Raw genomic sequence first — 18182 nt, forward strand, 5'->3', positions numbered from 1 at the left:
GACGAAATGAGCTTCACCCCCGCCATCGCCGAACAGCGTTTCGTGCTGGAGCATGTCGCGCAAATCGCGGACCTGGGCGTCGAATCCGACATCCTCGATGCGGTGCTGGAGGGCGCGGGCGCGTTCGCCGCGGGCGAATGGGCGCCGCTCGACCGCGCAGGCGACACGGTCGGCGCAAAATGGTCGCCCGAGGGCGTGACCATGCCCGACGGCTATCGCGCGGCGTATCAGGCCTATGTCGAGGGCGGCTGGGGCACGATCGGCTCGCCCGAGGCGTTCGGCGGACAGGGCCTGCCCTTTGCGCTGTCGACCGCGGTGCTGGAGATGCTGGGCAGTGCGAATATGGGCTTTGCGCTGTGTCCGACGCTGACGGTCGGCGCGATCGAGTCGCTGATGCACCATGGCACGCCCGAGCAGCAGGCGGCGTATCTCCCGCACCTCGCCACCGGCGCGTGGACCGGAACGATGAACCTGACCGAGCCCCAGGCCGGATCCGATGTCGGCGCGCTCAAGACCAAGGCCGAGCCGCGCGCCGACGGCAAGTGGAGCATCAGCGGGACCAAGATCTATATCAGCTTTGGTGACCATGATCTGGCCGATAACATCGTCCATCTGGTGCTCGCGCGCACGCCGGGGGCCCCTGCGGGGACCAAGGGCATTTCGCTGTTCCTGGTGCCGAAATTCCGGCTGAACGCCGATGGCACGCCGGGCGAGTTCAACGATGTCCGCGTGGTGTCGATCGAGCACAAGATGGGGCTGCACGCCTCCCCCACCTGTGTCCTGAGCTTCGGCGACAATGGCGATTGTGTCGGCGAGCTGATCGGCCCGGAAATGGGGGGCATGCGCGCTATGTTCACGATGATGAACAATGCGCGGCTGAACGTGGGGCTGCAGGGCGTGCAGGTCGCCGAGCGCGCGACCCAGCGCGCCGTCGCCTATGCCCGCGACCGCGTGCAGGGCGTGCGCGAGGGCAAGCCCGCCACCATCGTCGAATTCCCCGATGTCCGCCGCATGCTGATGCGGATGAAGGCGCAGACCATGGCGGCGCGCGCGCTGGTCTATCTCGCGGCGGCGCAGGTCGATCGCGCCAATGCCGGCGACGCAACGGCGCGCGCGCTGCTCGACCTGCTCACCCCGCTCGCCAAGGCGCATGGCACCGATATCGGATGCGAAGTGACCAGCATCGGCATCCAGGTCCATGGCGGCATGGGCTATATCGAGGAGACCGGCGCGGCCCAGCATTTCCGCGACGCGCGCATCACCCCGATCTATGAAGGCACCAACGGTATCCAGGCCGCCGATCTGGTCGGGCGCAAGCTGAACATGGATGGCGGCGCGACGCTGACCGCGCTGCTGACGCGAATGAAGGCCGACGCGCAGGATGCCGGGCTGATCGCGCTGATCGATGCGTGCGCGGAGGTGACGCAGCATATGCTAGCCAGCGAGATGGATGACCGGCTGGCGGGCAGCTACCCGTTCCTCACGATGCTCTCCACCGCCGTGTGCGGCTGGCTGATGGAAGCGCAGGGGCGGATCGCGGCAGGGGCCGAAGGCGACCCGGCGTTCCTGGCGATGAAGACCGCGGCGGCGCGTTTCCATGTCGCGCAGATCGTGCCCGAAGCGATGGGGCTGAAGGCGGCGGCGATGGCGAGCGCGGAGGCGCTCTACGCTGTCGATGCAGGGACGTTTGCCGCCTGACCCCGCAGATGCGCGATCGTCTGCGCTTCGAATGCGGCGGGATCGGTGCGCGCGCTGGCCAGCGCGGCGGCGTCGAGTTCGAGCGCGACGCGTCCTTCGGCCAATAGTGCGCCGGCCTGGCACGCGCTGCTGAGCGTCGCGAGGTCGTGGAGCGCGGTGACCAGGGTCAACCCGGCGGCAACCCGCGCGGCGAGTGCGTGGCGCAGGTCATAGGCCGCGACCGGATCGAGCCAGTTGAATGGTTCGTCGAGGATCACGATGCCCTGCCCGGCGGCGAAGGCACAGGCGATGGCGATGCGCTGGCGCTGTCCCGCCGAACAGGCGCCGATGCGGCGGTCGAGCAGCGGGGCGAGCACCAGTGCGTCGGCGATGCTCCCGACTGCCGCGAGTGCGCGGTCGGAGTCGCCCGCGACGATCCCAAGCACGGCGCGCGCCGTCAGCACGGGAGGGAGCATCGCGGCGTCGGGCGCATAGCCGATCGCCGCTGCTCGCCTCGCCCGGTCGGCGGTGCAATCGGTGCCGTCGATCCGCACCGTTCCGCCCTGGACCTCCAGCCGCCCCGCGACCGCACGCAGATAGCTGGTCTTGCCCGATCCATTGGCGCCGATCAGCCCGAACCAGCTGCCCCGTGCGATCGACAGCGAGATGTCGCGCACCGCCGGCACGCCGTCGCGCACAACCGAAAGCGTCGCGGTGCCGAGTGCCTCGATCATGCCATGCTCCAGGTTGCGCGCGACGCACGGCGCAGCAGGGCGAAGCCGACAATCGCCACATAGGGCACCAGCAGCGGGGGGAAGCTGGCGCCGAGCACCGCGCCACCGACCGCGCCGAACAGCAGGATCATGTCGGCAAAGCGCTTCGAATAGGCGCGAAGGCTCCACACCCGCAGCAGCGTCAACAGGGCGATTGCAACGACCGCCGCTGCACAGGGCCAGACGGCGTGCGGCGCGAACAGCAGCATGAGCGGGAGGAGGATCGCGGCATAGCGTGCCGATGCGCCGAGATGCAGCATCGCGCTGCGCCACGCTCCGTGCCCGGCGCGGGCCAGAAAGACGACGATGTCGGCGTCGACACGGGTGAATGCGAGCATTGCCAGCACAACGGCCCCCGCCGGAACGGCAAGGCGCAGAATGGGGTTCCAATGGGTCGGCAGCAGCAGGGCGAGCGCGACACTCGCCAGCGCGGCGACCAGCGGGACGACCGTGCGCCAGTGCGGGTGGCCGGCGAAGATCTGATACCCACTGACCGCGTCCGCGGGTGAGAGGGACCAGGTCGCGCGGCGCAGCGGCTGCACGCGCGGGCGGAGACGAAGGATGCGCAGGGGGAGCAAAGCTGCGGCGACCGCCCCGGCCACCTGACCGACGAGCAGCGCAGCCATGGCGGACGGACGCGCGAGCGCGCCGAGAGCCACCAGCGCCAGCGCCACCAGTGCCAGGACTGCCGCGAAAAAGTGCCGCTGTCCCACCGGATCGAGCGCGGCCGCAGCAACCACCGATTCACGCGCCAGATGGTCGAGCCGGTGCTGTGCCGCGCGGATGCTTGCCCATCCGGCAAGCGCGCCGACAGCCGCTGCCACGCGGCTATCGCGCAGCGCGGCGGCAGCATCCGATCCGATGAGGAGTGCCAGCCCAAGCGCGGCCATAACGGCGAGCATCAGCCAGTCGCGCCAGCCCGGCAGCGCCAATGCGGCCTCGCCGCGCGCTACTGCCCGTTCATGGCGCAACAGCGGGTGCATCGCGCCGCGCCCGGCAGGCTCAGGCGATCTCGCGGTCCAGCAGTTCGTGGGCGCTCAGGCCCAGCAGCGCGATATGGTCGCGCACCTTGGGCCAGTAGCCGGTGAGGAAGCGGTCGCGCTCGGCCAGTTTCAGCCGTTCGACCGCGCCGGGCAGGACGAACATGCCAACGCCGCGGCGCACTTCGACATAGCCATCGTCCTGAAAGCTCTGATACGCCTTGGCCACGGTCAGCGGGTTCGCACCATGTTCGGCGGCAAGCGCGCGCACCGATGGCAATTGATCCCCCGCCCGGTATTCGCCGCGCAGGATCGCCGTTGCAATCGTCGCACGTAGCTTCAGGTAAACCGGGCTGTCTTCATGTTCGAGCGCTGTCATGGTGCCTTAATACAGCACGGGGGATTAAAGTTCCACCCCCAATGCGGTTTCTACTGAAACCGTCTGACCCTAACCTGCCCAGTTTGACACGACAGCATCGAGATCGGGCCGGGGGCGCTCTTCCAGCGGTTTGGACTGGGTGCCGATATAGACAAATCCCGCAATCCGCTCGGGATGGGCACCGAACAGGTCGCGCACGGCGTCGCTGAACGTGGCCCAGCCGGTGAGCCAGTTTGCGGCGAATCCCATCGCATGCGCGGCGTGGAGCAAGTTCATCGTCGCCGCGCCGACCGACAATTCCTGTTCCCATAACGGGATGTGGCTGCCGACCTTCGGCGAATAGAGGACCACCACCAAAGTCGGCGATTGCCGCGCAAATTGCTCCATCGCCTCGATCTCGAGCCGCGCGGCGGTGGGGCGCTCGGCGCGATAGGCAGCGACCAGTGCGGCGGCAAAGGCATCGCGCGCCTCGGGTGGCACCACCACAAAGCGCCACGGCGCGAGTTTGCCGTGATCGGGCGTGCGCGCGGCGATTTCGAGGATGTCGCGTAGCTGCGCCGCATCAGGGCCGGGCGCGACCAGATCGCGCGCCTTGCCCGAGCGACGGGTGCGCAGGAGCGACAATGGGGTGGTGGTGTCGTTGAAGTTCATGTCCGCCCGTTAGCCGCTCCGGCCGCACGCGCCAAGCGTTTTTGCGAACGGTTCGCAAGTCTCGCGGTGGTCTCTGGTTACCAGTGTGACAATCAGGCTTCACATGCGGGTGTTTGCCGCTAGTCTCCGCGCCATCCGGCCCCCAGAGGCCAAAAATGTCAGGGAGTTTCGTGCCGATGGCGCACACACCAGCAGCCGCACCAGGCGGTGAGCGAACCTTTTTGGGCCACCCGCTCGGCCTGTTCATCCTGTTCTTCGCCGAAATGTGGGAGCGGTTCTCCTACTACGGCATGCGCGCGCTGCTGATGTTTTATCTGACGAAGCACTGGCTCTTTTCCGACCAGTCTTCGAGTGTCATCTACGGTGCCTACACCGCGTTGGTATATATCACCCCGGTGCTCGGCGGCTATCTTGCCGACAAGTATCTCGGGCAGCGCAAGGCGGTGCTCTACGGGGCGGTGCTGCTGACCTTCGGCCATTTCCTGATGGGGTTCGAGGGGACCGGCGGCCAGGACGCTGCCTCGCTCAATATTTTCTGGCTGGCGCTCGCGTTTATCATCGTCGGATCGGGCTTCCTAAAGGCCAATATCTCGGTGATCGTGGGCCAGCTCTATCCGCGCACGGACGTGCGTCGCGACGGTGCTTACACGATTTTCTACATGGGCATTAACCTCGGCGCGTTCCTGGGTTCGCTACTGTGTGGCTATCTGGGCGAAACCTATGGCTGGAGCTATGGATTCGGCGCGGCGGGTGTCGGGATGCTACTCGGCCTGATCGTCTTCGTAATCGGCAAGCCGCTGCTTATGGGCAAGGGCGAAGCGCCCGATTCCGCGAAGCTGGCGAAGTCGGTTCTCGGCTTCAAGCTGGAATGGCTGCTGTATCTTGTTGGACTGGTCGCGGTCGTGGTCTGCTGGTGGCTGGTCCAAAATCAGGCGGTCGTAGGCACTCTGCTCGGCATCGGCGGCACGATCCTGATCCTCTATGTGCTCGGGGTTGCCACTTTCGTCTTCGTGCATGGATCCTACAATGCCGCGCCGAAGCTTCCGGTTGCTCTGTTCGCGCTGGGCGGCGTGCTGGCGATCATCGCCTTCGTTGCGATGTTCGTCGGAGCCATGACGGATACCGCCGCGCAGAATCTGGCGCTCGGCGGTTTCGGCTTGTCGCTGCTCGTTGTGATTTGGCAATCGATCGGACGCACCAATCACGACCGCGATCGAATTTTTGCGGCCATGTTCCTGATCATTGGGTCGATCTTGTTCTGGGCACTATTCGAGCAGGCCGGTTCGTCCCTGAACTTGCTGACCGATCGCCATGTCGATCGCACCGTGATGGGCTGGAACATCCCGGCCTCCATGTTCCAGTCGCTGAATGCGATGTACATCGTGCTGCTAGCGCCGCTGTTCGCGTGGCTGTGGACCGCGCTGGGGCGGAAGGGTATCGAACCCTCGACGCCAGCGAAATTCGGCCTTGCCGTAATCCAACTTGGTGCAGGCTTCCTCGTCCTTGTCGCCGGTGGTGGCAGCGACGGCGCGCTGATCCCGCTGGTGTTCATTTTCCTCATCTATCTGCTGCACACGACCGGCGAGCTTTGCCTGTCGCCGGTGGGTCTGTCGGCCATGAACCGGCTTGCGCCCGCGCACATGGCGAGCCTCATCATGGGCACCTGGTTCTTCGCATCGGCCACCGGCAATTTCGTCGCCGGCCTGATCGCGGCGGCGACGGGGTCTGAAAGCGCAAGTGGCGAGGCGGCGAACGTGCAGACGGTGCTGGACGTGTACAGCACGATCGGCTGGGTCGCGATCGGCGTCGGCGTGGCGATCATCTTTATCTCGCCACTGATCAAGAAGCTGATGCATCTCGACACGCTGCGCGATGACGATGAACTTGCCGGGACGGCCCAGCTGGCCGAGCCGCAAGCTCCGGGCGTTCATCTGGAAGATGAGAAGCGCTGATCGTCTGACAATCGGGAGGGGAATATGGGACTTTTGATCGCGGCCTGTGCGGCGTTTCTGGGGACCCATTTCCTCCTTTCCCACCCCTTGCGAAAGCCGCTGGTCGACGCTGTCGGCGAGCGGCTTTTTCTCGGGATCTACTCGCTGGTCGCGTTCGCCACGCTGGGCTGGATGGCGCATGTCTATGGGCGGATGCCGGATGAGGCACCGCTCTGGGCGGTCGGCGATGGCCTGTGGGCGGTGGCGAGCGCGATCATGTTGCTCGCTTCGGTGCTGATGGTGGGATCGCTGATCGGCAACCCCGCCCTCCCCGACCCGACCGGAAAGCCCAAGGCGGTGCCCCGCCCGCGCGGGGTGTTCGCGATCACGCGCCATCCGATGATGTGGAGCTTTGCCCTGTGGGCGCTCGCGCACATCCTCGTCTTCCCGCAACCGGCGCAGATCGTGCTGGCGTCCAGCATCGGCCTGCTCTCGCTGGTCGGCGCGGCGTTGCAGGACGGCAAGAAGCGGCGGCTCCAGCCCGATTTCTGGCCGCGCTGGCAGGATGTGACCAGCTATTGGCCATTCGTCGCCATCGCACAGGGCCGCGCGCAGGGCGCTGCCGCGTGGCCGGGCACGATAGCGCTGGTCGGCGGCACATTCCTGTGGCTCGGCGCGACCTGGGCGCATCTTCCGCTGGCGGATTTGCCGGCGGGCGTGTGGCGGTGGCTAAGCTAAAGCCGCCTCGATCGCGTGGTGGATATCAGTGGCGTAGGCGACCAAGGTAACGTGTAGATCCGTTCGCTCCTTGATCGCTGCACGACTTTCGCGCACCGCGATGATCGCGGCCTGATCAATGGGATAGCGAAATACACCACAACTGATCGCAGGGAACGCGATGCTTGCGATCCCTCGCTCCGCAGCGATTTCGAAGCAGCGCCGGTAGCAGCGGGCGAGAAGCTCGGCCTCTCCCTTCGCCCCGCCCTGCCACACCGGGCCGACCGTATGGATGATGTATCGCGCGGGAAGCAGGTAGCCCCCTGTGATCTTCGCATCGCCGGTCTTGCAGCCGCCCAGGGAGTAAAGCTTCCGACATTCCTCCAAGAGCCCAGGTCCAGCCGCACGATGGATCGCGCCATCGACGCCTCCCCCTCCCAACAACGAGCTGTTTGCCGCGTTGACGATGGCGTCGACGGCGATTTTGGTGATGTCGGTTTGGACCAGTTCGATGCGCATGATGCACGTTTCGACCGCGCCTCGGCATGGGTCAAGGCGCTGGCGACGACGCACCCGGAAATCTGGATATGGCTGGCCGCAACCAAATCGTTTCGCGCGTGTTCCAACGCGATGCGTACAATTTGCGACACTCTTTTGGTGGACGTGCCGACGGGCGCTGGCCATTTTCGGGGCATGATGGTTCGCCCCTTCCTGATCCTCGGCATCGCCGCGCTTCCGCTCGCCGGCTGTGCGGCCGGCCCCGACTACCGTCCAGGCACAGCGACGCAGCTTGGCGTGCCGCCCGCCTTCTCGGTCGCGGCGGACCAGCAGGCTCAGGCTGATCTCAAACGCTGGTGGACCGCGTTCAACGATCCGATGCTGACCACACTGGTCGAGCAGGCGGCCGGTCAGAATCTCGACGTCGCGCAGGCCGTGACCCGGCTGCGTCAGGCGCGCGAGGCGCTGGTACAGTCGCGCGCATCCCTGCTTCCGTCGGTCAGTGCGGGCAGCAGCGCATCGCGCAGCGAACCCGTGCGCGGCAACAGCACGCAGGTGACCCTGCCCGACGGCACCGTCACCACCGTGTCGCAGGGCGGCAGCACCAGCTTCTCGCTCGGCGGAGACGTCAATTATCAGGTCGACCTGTTCGGCGGCGTGCGGCGCGGGGTCGAGGCGAGCCGCGCGCAGCTCGAGGCATCGGGCTACAGCTACGCCGCGACGCTCGTGTCGATCCAGGGCGAGATTGCGCGCAACTACATCCTTGCCCGCGCCGCGCAGGCGCAGCTGGCCAATGCGCGCGAGAGCCTGACGATTCAGGACGACAATCTCGAGATTGCGGGCTTTCGCGTGCAGGCGGGCCTGGTCTCCTCGCTCGATCAGGAACAGGCCCGCGCCAATCGCGCGCAGACCGCCGCGTCGATCCCGTCGATCGAGGCGAGCTACAATAGCGCCGTCTCGCGCCTCGGCGTGCTGACCGGGCAAGCGCCGGGCGCGCTCAAGGCGCAGATGGAGGCGGTGCGCCCGATCCCGCAGGGGCCGGAACGGATCGCGGTCGGCATCCCCGCCGATACGCTGCGCCAGCGGCCCGATGTGCGGCTGGCCGAACGCAACCTCGCCGCCGCCGTCGCGCAGATCGGCGTGTCGGAGGCGCAGCTCTACCCGCAGCTTTCGCTCGGCGGCAGCATCGATGCGGGTGCGGGCAGCGTCGCCAGCCTGTTCGACGTGATCACGGGCCGCGTCTTTGCCAGCATCGCGCAGACGATCTTCGACGCCGGGCGCACCCGCGCGCAGGTGCGCTCGGCCCAGGCGGCGGCGGACGGTGCCTTCTACGCCTATAAGCAGACGGTGCTGATCGGCATCGAAGAGGTCGAGAATGCAGTCGTCGCGCTGCAGACAGCGCAGGCGCGCGAACGCGAATTCACCATCGCGCTCGATGCCGCGAACAACAGCGCGATCCTGTCGCGCAGTTCCTACCGCGCCGGCCTTGCTGATTTCCTGACGCTCAGCCAGGCCGAAGCGTCGCTGATTTCCGCGCGTAACGGCCTCAATCAGGCGCGGTCGGACAAGGCATCGGCGCTGATCCAGCTGTACCTCGCATTGGGCGGCGGCTGGGATGCCAGCGCCGCGCCGACGCCCGAAACCGTCCCCGCCCCGCCCCCCGCACTCATCACCGGAAGCAATTGATGGCCGACGCTGCAAATCCCAAGATCGACGAATTTCTGGGCGGCAAGGCGACCCCGGCGTGGCAACGCTACGCCAAATGGATCGCGCTCGCACTGATCGTCGTGGCCGTCCTGTTCGGGGCATGGAAGATGTTCGGCGGGACCGAAGAAGCGGGCTATGCGACTCGCGCGGTCGAGAAGGGATCGCTGACCGTCACCGTCTCTGCGACGGGCAAGCTCGCGCCGACCAATCAGGTTCAGGTCGGCTCCGAACTGTCGGGTCTGGTCAACCGCGTGCTGGTCGATGTCAACGATCGGGTGACGGCTGGCCAGCCGCTCGCGCTGATCGATCCCGAACGGCTTGACGACGCGATCACCCAGGCGCGCGCCTCCGTCGCGGCGGCACAGGCGACGGTCGCACAGAATCAGGCGACGCTGACCGAAGCACAGAGCCAGCTCGCGCGGTTCGAGGAAGTCAGCCGCCTGTCCGGCGGGCGCGTGCCGGCCAAGACCGAGCTCGACAATGCCCGCGCCGCTGTGGCGCGCGCGGTCGCGACAGTGCGCGCGAGCCAGGCACAGGTGACGTCGCAGCAAGCAGCGCTGCGCTCGGCGGTGACGCAGCGGAACAAGGCGATCATCCGCTCGCCCGTCAACGGCGTGGTGCTCGCGCGGCAGGTCGAACCGGGCCAGACGGTCGCGGCATCGTTCAACACCCCGACCCTGTTCGTGATCGCCGAGGATCTCAGCGCGATGGAGCTGGAAGTCGCGATCGACGAGGCCGATGTCGGCCAGGTCAAGCAGGGGCAAAGGGCGAGCTTCACCGTCGATGCATTCCCCGGCGAAACCTTCCCCGCGGTGATCCAGCGCGTCGATGTCGGCTCCAACCTGTCGGCCCAGACAACCACGACGACCAGCAGCACGACGGCACAGGTCGTTTCCTACGCCGCCACGCTGTCGGTCGCCAACCCGGAGCAGAAGCTGCGTCCCGGCATGACCGCCACGGCCGAGATCGTGACTCTACAGAAGAACAACGTCCTGCTCGTCCCCAACGCCGCGCTGCGCTTCACGCCCAGCGCCGGCGGGCAGGAGGCGGCGAAGGGCGGCATCTCGGGCGCCCTTGTGCCCAGTCGTCGACGTCGCGGCGGAGACAATGAGAAGGCTGCAACAATCGCCCGCGGCGCCCGTCAGACGGTCTATGTGAAGGGCGAGGACGGCCAGCCGCGTGCGATCGAGGTCACCACCGGCGACACCAACGGTCAGGTGACCGAAGTGCTGTCGGGCGATCTGAAGCCGGGGATGGAGGTCATTACCGGACAGTTTGCGGGCGAAAGCTCGGGCAGCGGAAAGCGCTCCGGCGGCGGGTCGGGCGGCGGCCAGCGCAAGGCGGGAGCGTCGGGTGGCTGATCCGATCATCCGCCTGCGCGGCGTCACCAAGACCTATGGCGAGGGGCCGACCGCGTTCCAGGCGCTGAAAGGCGTCGACCTCGACATCGAACAGGGCGATTTCGTCGCGGTGATGGGGCCGTCGGGCTCGGGAAAATCGACCACGATGAACATTCTGGGCTGTCTCGACGTGCCGACGCGGGGGCAATTCCTGTTCAAGAATGTCCATGTCGAAACGCTCGACCGCGACCAGCGTGCCTTGCTGCGCCGTCGCTACCTTGGCTTCGTGTTTCAGGGGTTCAACCTGCTCAGCCGCACCAGTGCGCTGGAGAATGTCGAGCTGCCCCTGCTCTATCGCGGCGAGGACAAGAAGACGCGGCACCGGCTGGGCATGGCGGCGCTGGAAAAGGTCGGGCTCGACCAATGGTGGGACCATACCCCCGCCGAACTGTCCGGCGGCCAGCAGCAGCGCGTGGCCATCGCCCGCGCGATCGTCACCAGCCCCGATGTGCTGCTCGCCGACGAACCCACCGGCAATCTGGATTCGGAACGGTCGGTGGAGATCATGCAATTGCTCACCGGCCTCAACAAGGACAGCGGCATCACTGTGCTGATGGTCACGCATGAATCGGAGATGGCGGCGTTCGCCCGCACCATCGTGCATTTCAAGGACGGGCTGGTCGAACGGATCGAGACGGGCATGCGCGCGGGGGTTCCCGCCTGATGCTCGGCACCACCTTCACCCTCGCGATCCGGTCGATCCTGCGGCACAAGCTGCGCTCGTTCCTCACCACGCTCGGCATCATCATCGGCGTGGCGGCAGTCGTGGCGATGGTGACGCTCGGCAATGCGACGACCGCAGCGGTGCAGCAACAGATCGCCAGCCTCGGCACCAACATCCTCCAGGTGCGCCCCGGCCAAGGCTTTGGCCGCGGCGGCGGCGGGCCGCGTCCGCCCGATTTTGAGCAGCAGGATGTCGAGGCGATCCGCGAGCAGATCGCCGGGGTCACGGCGGTCGCGCCACAGGCGCAGGCGACCGGGACCGCAATCTATAACGGCGCGAACTGGTCGACCACGATCAACGGCACCGGCAACGCCTATTTCGAGGTCCAGCCCTGGCCGCTGACCGGCGGGCGCACCTTTTCCCCGGCGGAGGAAGCAGCGGGCAAGGCGGTGTGCATCATCGGCAATACCGTGCGCCAGAACCTGTTTCGCGGTGGTGAGGCGGTCGGGCGGCGCATCCGCGTCAACGATGTGTCGTGCGATGTGATCGGGACGCTGTCGACGCGCGGGCAGGCGGGGTTCGGCGGCGATCAGGACGATGTCGTGCTCATGCCGATCAAGACGGTGCAGCGCCGCTTTTCGGGCAATCGCGACATTCGCGTGATGCTGGTCGGGGTGGATAGCGCCTATGATTCCGCCGCCGTACAGGCTTCGCTGAGCGACCTGTTGCGCGAGCGGCGCGGGATCGAGCCGGGCGAGCAGGATAATTTCAACATCTTCGATACGGCGCAGATCAGCGCGACGCTGACCGGGACGACACAGCTGCTGACCAGCATCGTCGCGACGGTCGCGGCGATCAGCCTGATCGTCGGCGGCATCGGCATCATGAACATCATGCTGGTCAGCGTGACCGAACGCACGCGTGAGATCGGCATCCGCCTGGCGATCGGCGCGGTTGCGCGCGAAGTGCTGATGCAATTCCTGGTCGAGGCGATCGTCTTGTCGATGCTGGGCGGCGTGATCGGCCTGTTGGTAGCGCAAATCGCCGTCGCTGCCCTGACCCCGATCATGCAAGTGCCGTGGACGTTCGACCTTCAGATCAACATCATCGCCTTTGCCATCGCGGCGGGGATCGGGGTGGTGTTCGGCTATTTCCCGGCGCGACGTGCGGCAAGCCTGAACCCGATCGACGCGCTGCGGCACGAATAGGGTTGCGGCACCGGCGGAGCTGAATTCGACTTAGCTGAACTGCAGCAGGATCAGGCCGAAGGCGAGCACGGCCGCCGCAGCGATTCGGCGGCCGCCGAACCCTTCGCCCAGCATCCACGCGCCCATCAGCGCCGCCCATACCACTGCCGTCTCACGCAGCGCCGATACCTTTGCCACCTCCATCAGCGAAAAGGCGTAGAGCGCGGACCCGAACGACACGCTCGACAAGGCGCCGGCCGCAACGCCGTGCTTCCAGGTAGCCTTGACCGCCCGACCCAATTCGCGACGGCGGAGCAGCAGCGCGGTGGTGGTGATGCAGATGCTGTCGAGCATGAACAGCCACACGATATAGGTGAAGGGGCTCGGCGCGACGCGCACCCCGCGCGCATCGGCCATATTGTAGAGCGCGACCCCGATAGCCGTCGCGAAGGCCCAGCCCAGCGCCACCTTGTCCGGATGCGCCGCAAGTGTCACGCCGCGCGCGGGCAATGCGAACACGATCACCGCACCGGTCGCGATCACCAGCCCCAGCCAGCCGATCAGCGGCAGATGCTCCCGCAGCACCAGCATCGCGAACCCGGCAGTCAGCAGCGGCGCGACGCCGCGCATGATCGGAAAGACCAGGCTTAAGTCGCCCCGCTGCATCGCGCGGACCAGGCAGATCTGATAGGCGAAATGCGCCGGCACTGCCCAGGCGAGCGCGGTCCAGGTCGCGGCATCGGGCAGCGGCACGATCAACGCGAACGGCGCGATCACCACCGCCGCGCTCGACGACAACAGCGCCCGCGCGACAAGAATATCGTCGCCGCGCTTCACCACCAGATTGGTGAGCGCCAGGCTGAAGGCCGAGATCAGACCCAGCGCGATGGCAAGTGCCTGATCACCCATGGATCAGCCGATCCAGATCCTCCGGCGTATCGACATCGACCAGCTCGGCGGGCGGCACCACGATATGACGCCCCCGCCGCACCAGATCGCGCGCGCCCATGTCACCCTGCGCGGCGAGCAGGTCGGGAAGATGCGCCCGGCCGAACAGCGCGGGCGGGCGCGGGACCACACCGTCGCTCGACGCCACGATTGCGGCATCATCCTCCGCTGCGTCAAGCAGGCGATAGATTTGCGTCGCGGTGACGCGCGGCATATCGGCGAGCGCGATCACCACCGCATCGGGGTCGCTCAGCATCGCCGCCTCCACCCCCAGCCGCAGCGATCGGCCCAGCCCTGCCGCCGGATCGTCGTTGACCACGACATCATAGCCACAGCTGGCGAGGTCGAGCGCGGTTTCCGCCACCACGGCGATCCGCTTGGCGAACGGCACCGCCTCCAGCGCCACGACGACATGCAGGCCGAGCGGGCGGCCCAGATAGGGGATGGTCAGCTTGTCCGCGTCGCCGAACCGGCGCGAGCGTCCGGCGGCGAGCAGCACGAGCGCGGCCCGTTCAGCGCGGATCATGCAGCGCCCGCACCATGCCCGCCGCGATCGACAGCGCGATTTCCGCCGGGCCGACCGCGCCGATAGCGATCCCCGCCGGCCCCTCGACCCGGTCAATCTGCTCGGGCGACAGCCCCGCCGTCGACAGCCGCTCGCGCCGCGCCGCATGGCTCCGCCGCGATCCCAGCGCCGCGACATAGCCCGCCCCGGCCCGCAGCGCCGCGATCAGTGCCGGGTCGTCGATCTTGGGATCGTGGCTCAGCGTCACCACCGCCGTCGCGCGGTCGGGGCGCAGCGCCGCAACCGCCTCGTCCGGCCAGCGATCATCGAGCATCACACCCGGAAAGCGCTCGGGCGTCAGGAACCGCCCGCGCGGGTCGATCACTACCGTGGCGATACCGAGTTCGCGCGCGAGACCGGCAAGCACCTGCGCGATCTGCACCGCGCCGACGATCAGCAAGCGGCGCGGGGGTTCGTAGCGGTTGATAAAGGCGCCGGGCAGCGGGTCGATGCTGCTGCGCCCGGTCGTCAGGTCGGTCGCAACCTCCAGCGCCCTGCCCTCGTCCCGCGCCGCCGCAATCGTATCGAACAGCGCCGGGTCAAAGCCGTGCGCGGCGACGGGCTGGACCATCACCTCGATCTCGCCGCCACAGGGCAGGCCGACCTCCCACGCCGCCGCATCCGCGACGCCATAGCGGCGCAGCGCGAACGGTGCGCCGGCGATCACCTCCGCTGCGAGCGCCATGATATCGGCTTCGACGCACCCGCCCGACACCGATCCTTCGAACCGGCCGTCTTCATGCACCAGCAAGTGGCTGCCGCGCGGACGCGGGGCCGATCCCCAGGTCGACACCACCGTCGCCAGCGCCATCCGCGCCCCGGCCCAGCTGCGTGCGGCGGCGATCACGCTGTCGTTATCGGCCACGGTGCCTCCAAATTGTCATCCGAATCACCTAGCCGCCGGGATGGTCGGATGGAGATAGGGCGATGACGGGAATGTTGCGAGCGGCGCTGATGCTGGCCATGATCGCGACGCCCGCGCTCGCCAAGGAGGCCGTCATTTCGTCCAAGCCGATCATCATCGCGCATCGCGGCGCCAGCGGGGAACGGCCCGAACACACGCTCGCCGCCTACCAACTGGCGATCGAACAGGGGGCGGATTTCATCGAGCCCGATCTGGTGATGACCAAGGACGGCCAGCTGGTCGCGCGGCACGAGAATGACATCACCGGCACCACCGATGTGGCAAGCCGCAAGGAATTTGCCGACCGCAAGCGCACCAAGACGATCGACGGCACCAGCCACACCGGCTGGTTCACCGAAGATTTCACGCTCGCCGAACTCAAGACGCTGCGCGCGAAGGAACGGCTGCCGCTGCTGCGCCGGGGCAACGCCAAGTTCGACGGCCAGTTTGAGGTGCCGACGCTGCGCGAGATCATCGCGCTGGCCAAGGCGGCATCGGCCAAGACCGGGCGCACCATCGGCATCTATCCCGAAACCAAGCACCCCAGCTATTTCGCCAGCATCGGCCTGCCGCTCGAAGCCGCGCTGGTCGCGGAGCTCAAGGCGGCGGGTTGGGACCGCGCCGATGCGCCGGTGTTCATCCAGTCGTTTGAGGTCAATAACCTGAAGGCTTTGAAGCGGCTGACGCAGGTTCCGCTGATCCAGCTGATGGCGGCCGACGGCGGCCCGGCGGACGGTGCGGAGCCGAGCTACAAGACGATGGCGACGCCCGAGGGGCTGAAGACGGTCGCCGCCTATGCCAATGGGGTCGGCCCGCAAAAGGACATGGTGGTGGCGGGCGACGGTACCGTTTCGCCGCTGGTCGCCGATGCGCATGCGGCGGGGCTCAAGGTCCATCCCTGGACCTTCCGCGCCGAAAACTATTTCCTCCCCTCCGGCCTGCGCAAGGGCATCAACCCCGCTGGGCATGGCGATATGGCCGCCGAAATCGCGCGCTTCCTGGCTGCGGGCGTGGATGGTTTATTTACCGATTACCCTTATCTGGGAGTGCAGGCGCGCGATCGGCATTCCCGCTGAACGCCCGTTGAGGGACTGCGCGATGCGCAAGGGACTGATTATCGCCGTCGTCACGCTGCCGCTGCTGTCGGGCGGCTGCGTCGCCAAGACCGCTTTTGACGTCGTCACCGCGCCGGTCAAGGTCGTGGGCAAGGCGGCCGACTGGGCAACCACCAGCCAGGACGAAGCCGACCGCAATTACGGCCGCAAGATGCGCGAGAAAGAGGCCAAGGAAGGCCGCGAGCGCAAGAAGCAGGACGAAAAGTGCCGCAAGGATCCCGACGACTGCGATTGATGCGGGTTGCGCAGTTCAACGTCCGTTTGCCCTGAGCTCGTCGAAGGGCGGAATACCGCGCTTGATTGAGAGTGCGGGAGCCGTGCTTCGACAAGCTCAGCACAAACGGATGTGGTACGCGGCCTCTACACTGCTGCGCCCCGCCCCAAAGTCTGCGCGATTGCGCGCAGCACTTGCGGTTTCATCTGCACCCACAAATGGCTCGAATCGACCTCGATCGACCGCGCCGTTTCGCAGTCCGGCTCGTGACAGATCGCGCCGTTGACCAGCCCGTCGCTCGCGCTCCAGATCGCAGTGGCCGGGACGGGTAGCGGCGTCGCCGCCTCCTCTAGCATCGCGCGCACGGCGGGATCGTCGGCGCGCTGACCACTCGCCAGTTCGAACACGCGCCAGACATTGGTCGCAGTGGGCAGCCCGGCAAAGGGCGAGCTGACCGTAATCACTTCGCGCACCAGCTCCGGGTGTCGGTGCGCCGCGATCCGCGCCATAATGCCGCCCAGCGACACGCCGACCAATGTGACCTTCTGTCCGGTCTCACCATGCACCTGCGCGATCCGGTCAAACAAGCGCTCGCCCTCCGCCCCGATCGCACGCGCGCCGAAATTGCGGCCGAGCGCCCAAGGGTAAGCGCGATAGCCGAGCGCATCGAGATAGCGGCGCATGACGATGTTGCTCAGGTCGCTGTTGACCAGTCCCGGCAACGTCATCACCGGCCGCCCGTCGCCGCGCGGCTCGGCCAGCAATTCCTTCCACGCGAACGGCAGCGAGCCCAGCGACAGCGCTGCACGCGGCCATTCGGCGAGCAGGGCCGATGCGGGGGGCGCCTTGGCGTCGACATTTACGGGCATCGCATCACTCCTTGCCGACACAAGCTCCGGCAAACCCCTTGGTTCCGCGCGTCGCGTCGCCATGCTATGCTGCGGACATGATGAGTGAAACCCATGTTTTGGAGCGTCCCCCGGAAGGCGCGGGCGCCGACTGGACGATCCCGCAGAACTGGGACGCCTTCACGGCCGAAGAACATGCCGTGTGGGACACGCTGTATGAGCGCCAGATCAAGCTGCTGCCCGGTCGCGCGTCCAAGGCGTTTCTGCGCGGGCTCGACCTGCTGAAGCTGTCCGAAAGCGGCATTCCGAATTTTGAGGAACTGTCCGACCGGCTGATGAAGGCGACGGGGTGGCAGGTGGTCGCCGTCCCCGGCCTCGTCCCCGACGACGTGTTCTTCGACCATATGGCCAATCGCCGCTTCGTCGCGGGCAATTTCATCCGCCGCGCCGACCAGCTCGATTATCTGCAGGAGCCCGACGTCTTCCACGACGTGTTCGGCCATGTCCCGCTGCTCGCCGACCCGGTGTTCGCCGACTATATGGAGGCCTATGGCCGCGGCGGGCTGCGCGCGCTGGAGCATGGCGCGCTCAAGCAGCTCTCCCGCCTCTACTGGTACACGGTCGAGTTCGGGCTGATCGAGGAGGATGACGGTCTGCGCATCTATGGCGCGGGGATCGTGTCCAGCCATGGCGAGAGCCGCTACGCGCTCGACAGCGACAGTCCCAACCGGATCGGCTTCGACCTGAAGCGCGTGATGCGGACCGAATATCGCATCGACGATTTCCAGCAGAATTACTTCGTGATCCCGAGCTATGACGAACTGCTGCGCGTGACGGTCGAGACCGATTTCGCCCCGCTTTATGACGAGATCCTGGCCCAACCGGACATCGCCATCGCGGCGATCGAGCCGGGCGACCGCGTGATCACGCGCGGGACACAGGATTATGCGCTGGGGCGGGACCGCTAACCATCGTCGCCCCGGGCTTGACCCGGGGCCGGGCTGTTCTTGCGGAAGAAGAAGCC

At 66.9% G+C, this 18182-nt stretch carries 19 protein-coding genes; 10 read left to right on the forward strand and 9 right to left on the reverse strand.

The genetic code is table 11. The annotated features are described in order from the left end of the window. Window positions 1–6 precede the first annotated feature (6 nt). Complete coding sequence (locus tag ACRYLO_RS10605) at window positions 7–1698, forward strand: acyl-CoA dehydrogenase family protein (RefSeq protein WP_482660122.1); 1692 nt, start codon at window positions 7–9, stop codon at window positions 1696–1698. Here the strand turns inward: ACRYLO_RS10605 and ACRYLO_RS10610 are convergent. The 4 genes from ACRYLO_RS10610 to ACRYLO_RS10625 all read right to left on the reverse strand — a co-directional run bounded on the left by ACRYLO_RS10610 (window position 1665) and on the right by ACRYLO_RS10625 (window position 4460). After that, complete coding sequence (locus tag ACRYLO_RS10610) at window positions 1665–2411, reverse strand: ATP-binding cassette domain-containing protein (RefSeq protein WP_482660123.1); 747 nt, start codon at window positions 2409–2411, stop codon at window positions 1665–1667. The genes ACRYLO_RS10605 and ACRYLO_RS10610 overlap by 34 nt on opposite strands. Next, on the reverse strand, window positions 2408–3433 hold the full coding sequence (locus ACRYLO_RS10615) for a hypothetical protein (RefSeq protein ID WP_482660124.1): 1026 nt from the start codon (window positions 3431–3433) through the stop codon (window positions 2408–2410). The genes ACRYLO_RS10610 and ACRYLO_RS10615 overlap by 4 nt, the downstream gene beginning before the upstream one ends. A gap of 19 nt (window positions 3434–3452) precedes the next feature. After that, window positions 3453–3809, reverse strand: a complete 357-nt coding sequence (locus ACRYLO_RS10620; RefSeq protein ID WP_224921468.1) for a GntR family transcriptional regulator — start codon at window positions 3807–3809, stop codon at window positions 3453–3455. A gap of 69 nt (window positions 3810–3878) precedes the next feature. After that, a complete protein-coding gene (locus ACRYLO_RS10625) occupies window positions 3879–4460 on the reverse strand; it encodes a nitroreductase family protein (protein WP_482660125.1) in 582 nt (193 codons plus the stop codon). A 176-nt stretch (window positions 4461–4636) separates the two neighbouring features. Here ACRYLO_RS10625 and ACRYLO_RS10630 point away from each other — a divergent pair, with 176 nt between their 5' ends. After that, the gene (locus tag ACRYLO_RS10630) at window positions 4637–6412 is read left to right on the forward strand and encodes a peptide MFS transporter (protein WP_482661722.1); all 1776 of its coding nucleotides are present in this window, start codon (window positions 4637–4639) and stop codon (window positions 6410–6412) included. Window positions 6413–6436: 24 nt separating this feature from the next. Beyond that, on the forward strand, window positions 6437–7129 hold the full coding sequence (locus ACRYLO_RS10635; protein ID WP_482660126.1) for an NnrU family protein: 693 nt from the start codon (window positions 6437–6439) through the stop codon (window positions 7127–7129). Here the strand turns inward: ACRYLO_RS10635 and ACRYLO_RS10640 are convergent. Beyond that, on the reverse strand, window positions 7121–7627 hold the full coding sequence (locus ACRYLO_RS10640; protein ID WP_482660127.1) for an O-acetyl-ADP-ribose deacetylase: 507 nt from the start codon (window positions 7625–7627) through the stop codon (window positions 7121–7123). The genes ACRYLO_RS10635 and ACRYLO_RS10640 overlap by 9 nt on opposite strands. Before the next feature lie 174 nt (window positions 7628–7801). Here ACRYLO_RS10640 and ACRYLO_RS10645 point away from each other — a divergent pair, with 174 nt between their 5' ends. The 4 genes from ACRYLO_RS10645 to ACRYLO_RS10660 are packed head-to-tail and all read left to right on the forward strand — an operon-like array spanning window position 7802 to window position 12585. Then, on the forward strand, window positions 7802–9292 hold the full coding sequence (locus ACRYLO_RS10645) for an efflux transporter outer membrane subunit (protein ID WP_482661723.1): 1491 nt from the start codon (window positions 7802–7804) through the stop codon (window positions 9290–9292). Continuing rightward, complete coding sequence (locus tag ACRYLO_RS10650; RefSeq protein WP_482660128.1) at window positions 9292–10674, forward strand: efflux RND transporter periplasmic adaptor subunit; 1383 nt, start codon at window positions 9292–9294, stop codon at window positions 10672–10674. Before ACRYLO_RS10645 ends, ACRYLO_RS10650 begins: the two co-directional genes overlap by 1 nt. Then, complete coding sequence (locus ACRYLO_RS10655) at window positions 10667–11377, forward strand: ABC transporter ATP-binding protein (RefSeq protein WP_482660129.1); 711 nt, start codon at window positions 10667–10669, stop codon at window positions 11375–11377. The genes ACRYLO_RS10650 and ACRYLO_RS10655 overlap by 8 nt, the downstream gene beginning before the upstream one ends. Next, window positions 11377–12585: an ABC transporter permease gene (locus ACRYLO_RS10660; protein WP_482660130.1), complete on the forward strand. Its 1209-nt coding sequence runs from the start codon at window positions 11377–11379 to the stop codon at window positions 12583–12585. Before ACRYLO_RS10655 ends, ACRYLO_RS10660 begins: the two co-directional genes overlap by 1 nt. A 30-nt stretch (window positions 12586–12615) precedes the next feature. On the opposite strand, the gene ACRYLO_RS10665 is transcribed toward ACRYLO_RS10660, so the two are convergent. The 3 genes from ACRYLO_RS10665 to ACRYLO_RS10675 are packed head-to-tail and all read right to left on the reverse strand — an operon-like array spanning window position 12616 to window position 14942. Then, complete coding sequence (locus ACRYLO_RS10665; protein ID WP_482660131.1) at window positions 12616–13473, reverse strand: EamA family transporter; 858 nt, start codon at window positions 13471–13473, stop codon at window positions 12616–12618. Beyond that, window positions 13466–14038: a nucleotidyltransferase family protein gene (locus ACRYLO_RS10670; RefSeq protein ID WP_482660132.1), complete on the reverse strand. Its 573-nt coding sequence runs from the start codon at window positions 14036–14038 to the stop codon at window positions 13466–13468. The genes ACRYLO_RS10665 and ACRYLO_RS10670 overlap by 8 nt, the downstream gene beginning before the upstream one ends. Beyond that, window positions 14025–14942, reverse strand: coding sequence for an XdhC family protein (locus tag ACRYLO_RS10675; protein ID WP_482660133.1), 918 nt, complete (start codon window positions 14940–14942; stop codon window positions 14025–14027). Before ACRYLO_RS10675 ends, ACRYLO_RS10670 begins: the two co-directional genes overlap by 14 nt. An 89-nt stretch (window positions 14943–15031) precedes the next feature. Here ACRYLO_RS10675 and ACRYLO_RS10680 point away from each other — a divergent pair, with 89 nt between their 5' ends. Together ACRYLO_RS10680 and ACRYLO_RS10685 are read left to right on the forward strand one after the other, a co-directional pair. Continuing rightward, on the forward strand, window positions 15032–16057 hold the full coding sequence (locus tag ACRYLO_RS10680) for a glycerophosphodiester phosphodiesterase (protein ID WP_482661724.1): 1026 nt from the start codon (window positions 15032–15034) through the stop codon (window positions 16055–16057). A gap of 22 nt (window positions 16058–16079) precedes the next feature. Continuing rightward, on the forward strand, window positions 16080–16331 hold the full coding sequence (locus ACRYLO_RS10685) for a hypothetical protein (RefSeq protein WP_482660134.1): 252 nt from the start codon (window positions 16080–16082) through the stop codon (window positions 16329–16331). Window positions 16332–16456: 125 nt separating this feature from the next. On the opposite strand, the gene ACRYLO_RS10690 is transcribed toward ACRYLO_RS10685, so the two are convergent. Continuing rightward, the gene (locus ACRYLO_RS10690) at window positions 16457–17179 is read right to left on the reverse strand and encodes an alpha/beta fold hydrolase (RefSeq protein ID WP_482660135.1); all 723 of its coding nucleotides are present in this window, start codon (window positions 17177–17179) and stop codon (window positions 16457–16459) included. Window positions 17180–17256: 77 nt separating this feature from the next. Between ACRYLO_RS10690 and phhA the strand changes: the two genes are divergently transcribed. Next, window positions 17257–18126 (forward strand): phenylalanine 4-monooxygenase, encoded by an 870-nt coding sequence (phhA, locus tag ACRYLO_RS10695; protein ID WP_482660136.1) that lies wholly within the window; start codon window positions 17257–17259, stop codon window positions 18124–18126. Window positions 18127–18182: the final 56 nt, after the last annotated feature.

Source organism: Sphingomonas sp. SDUR79, assembly GCF_056821745.1.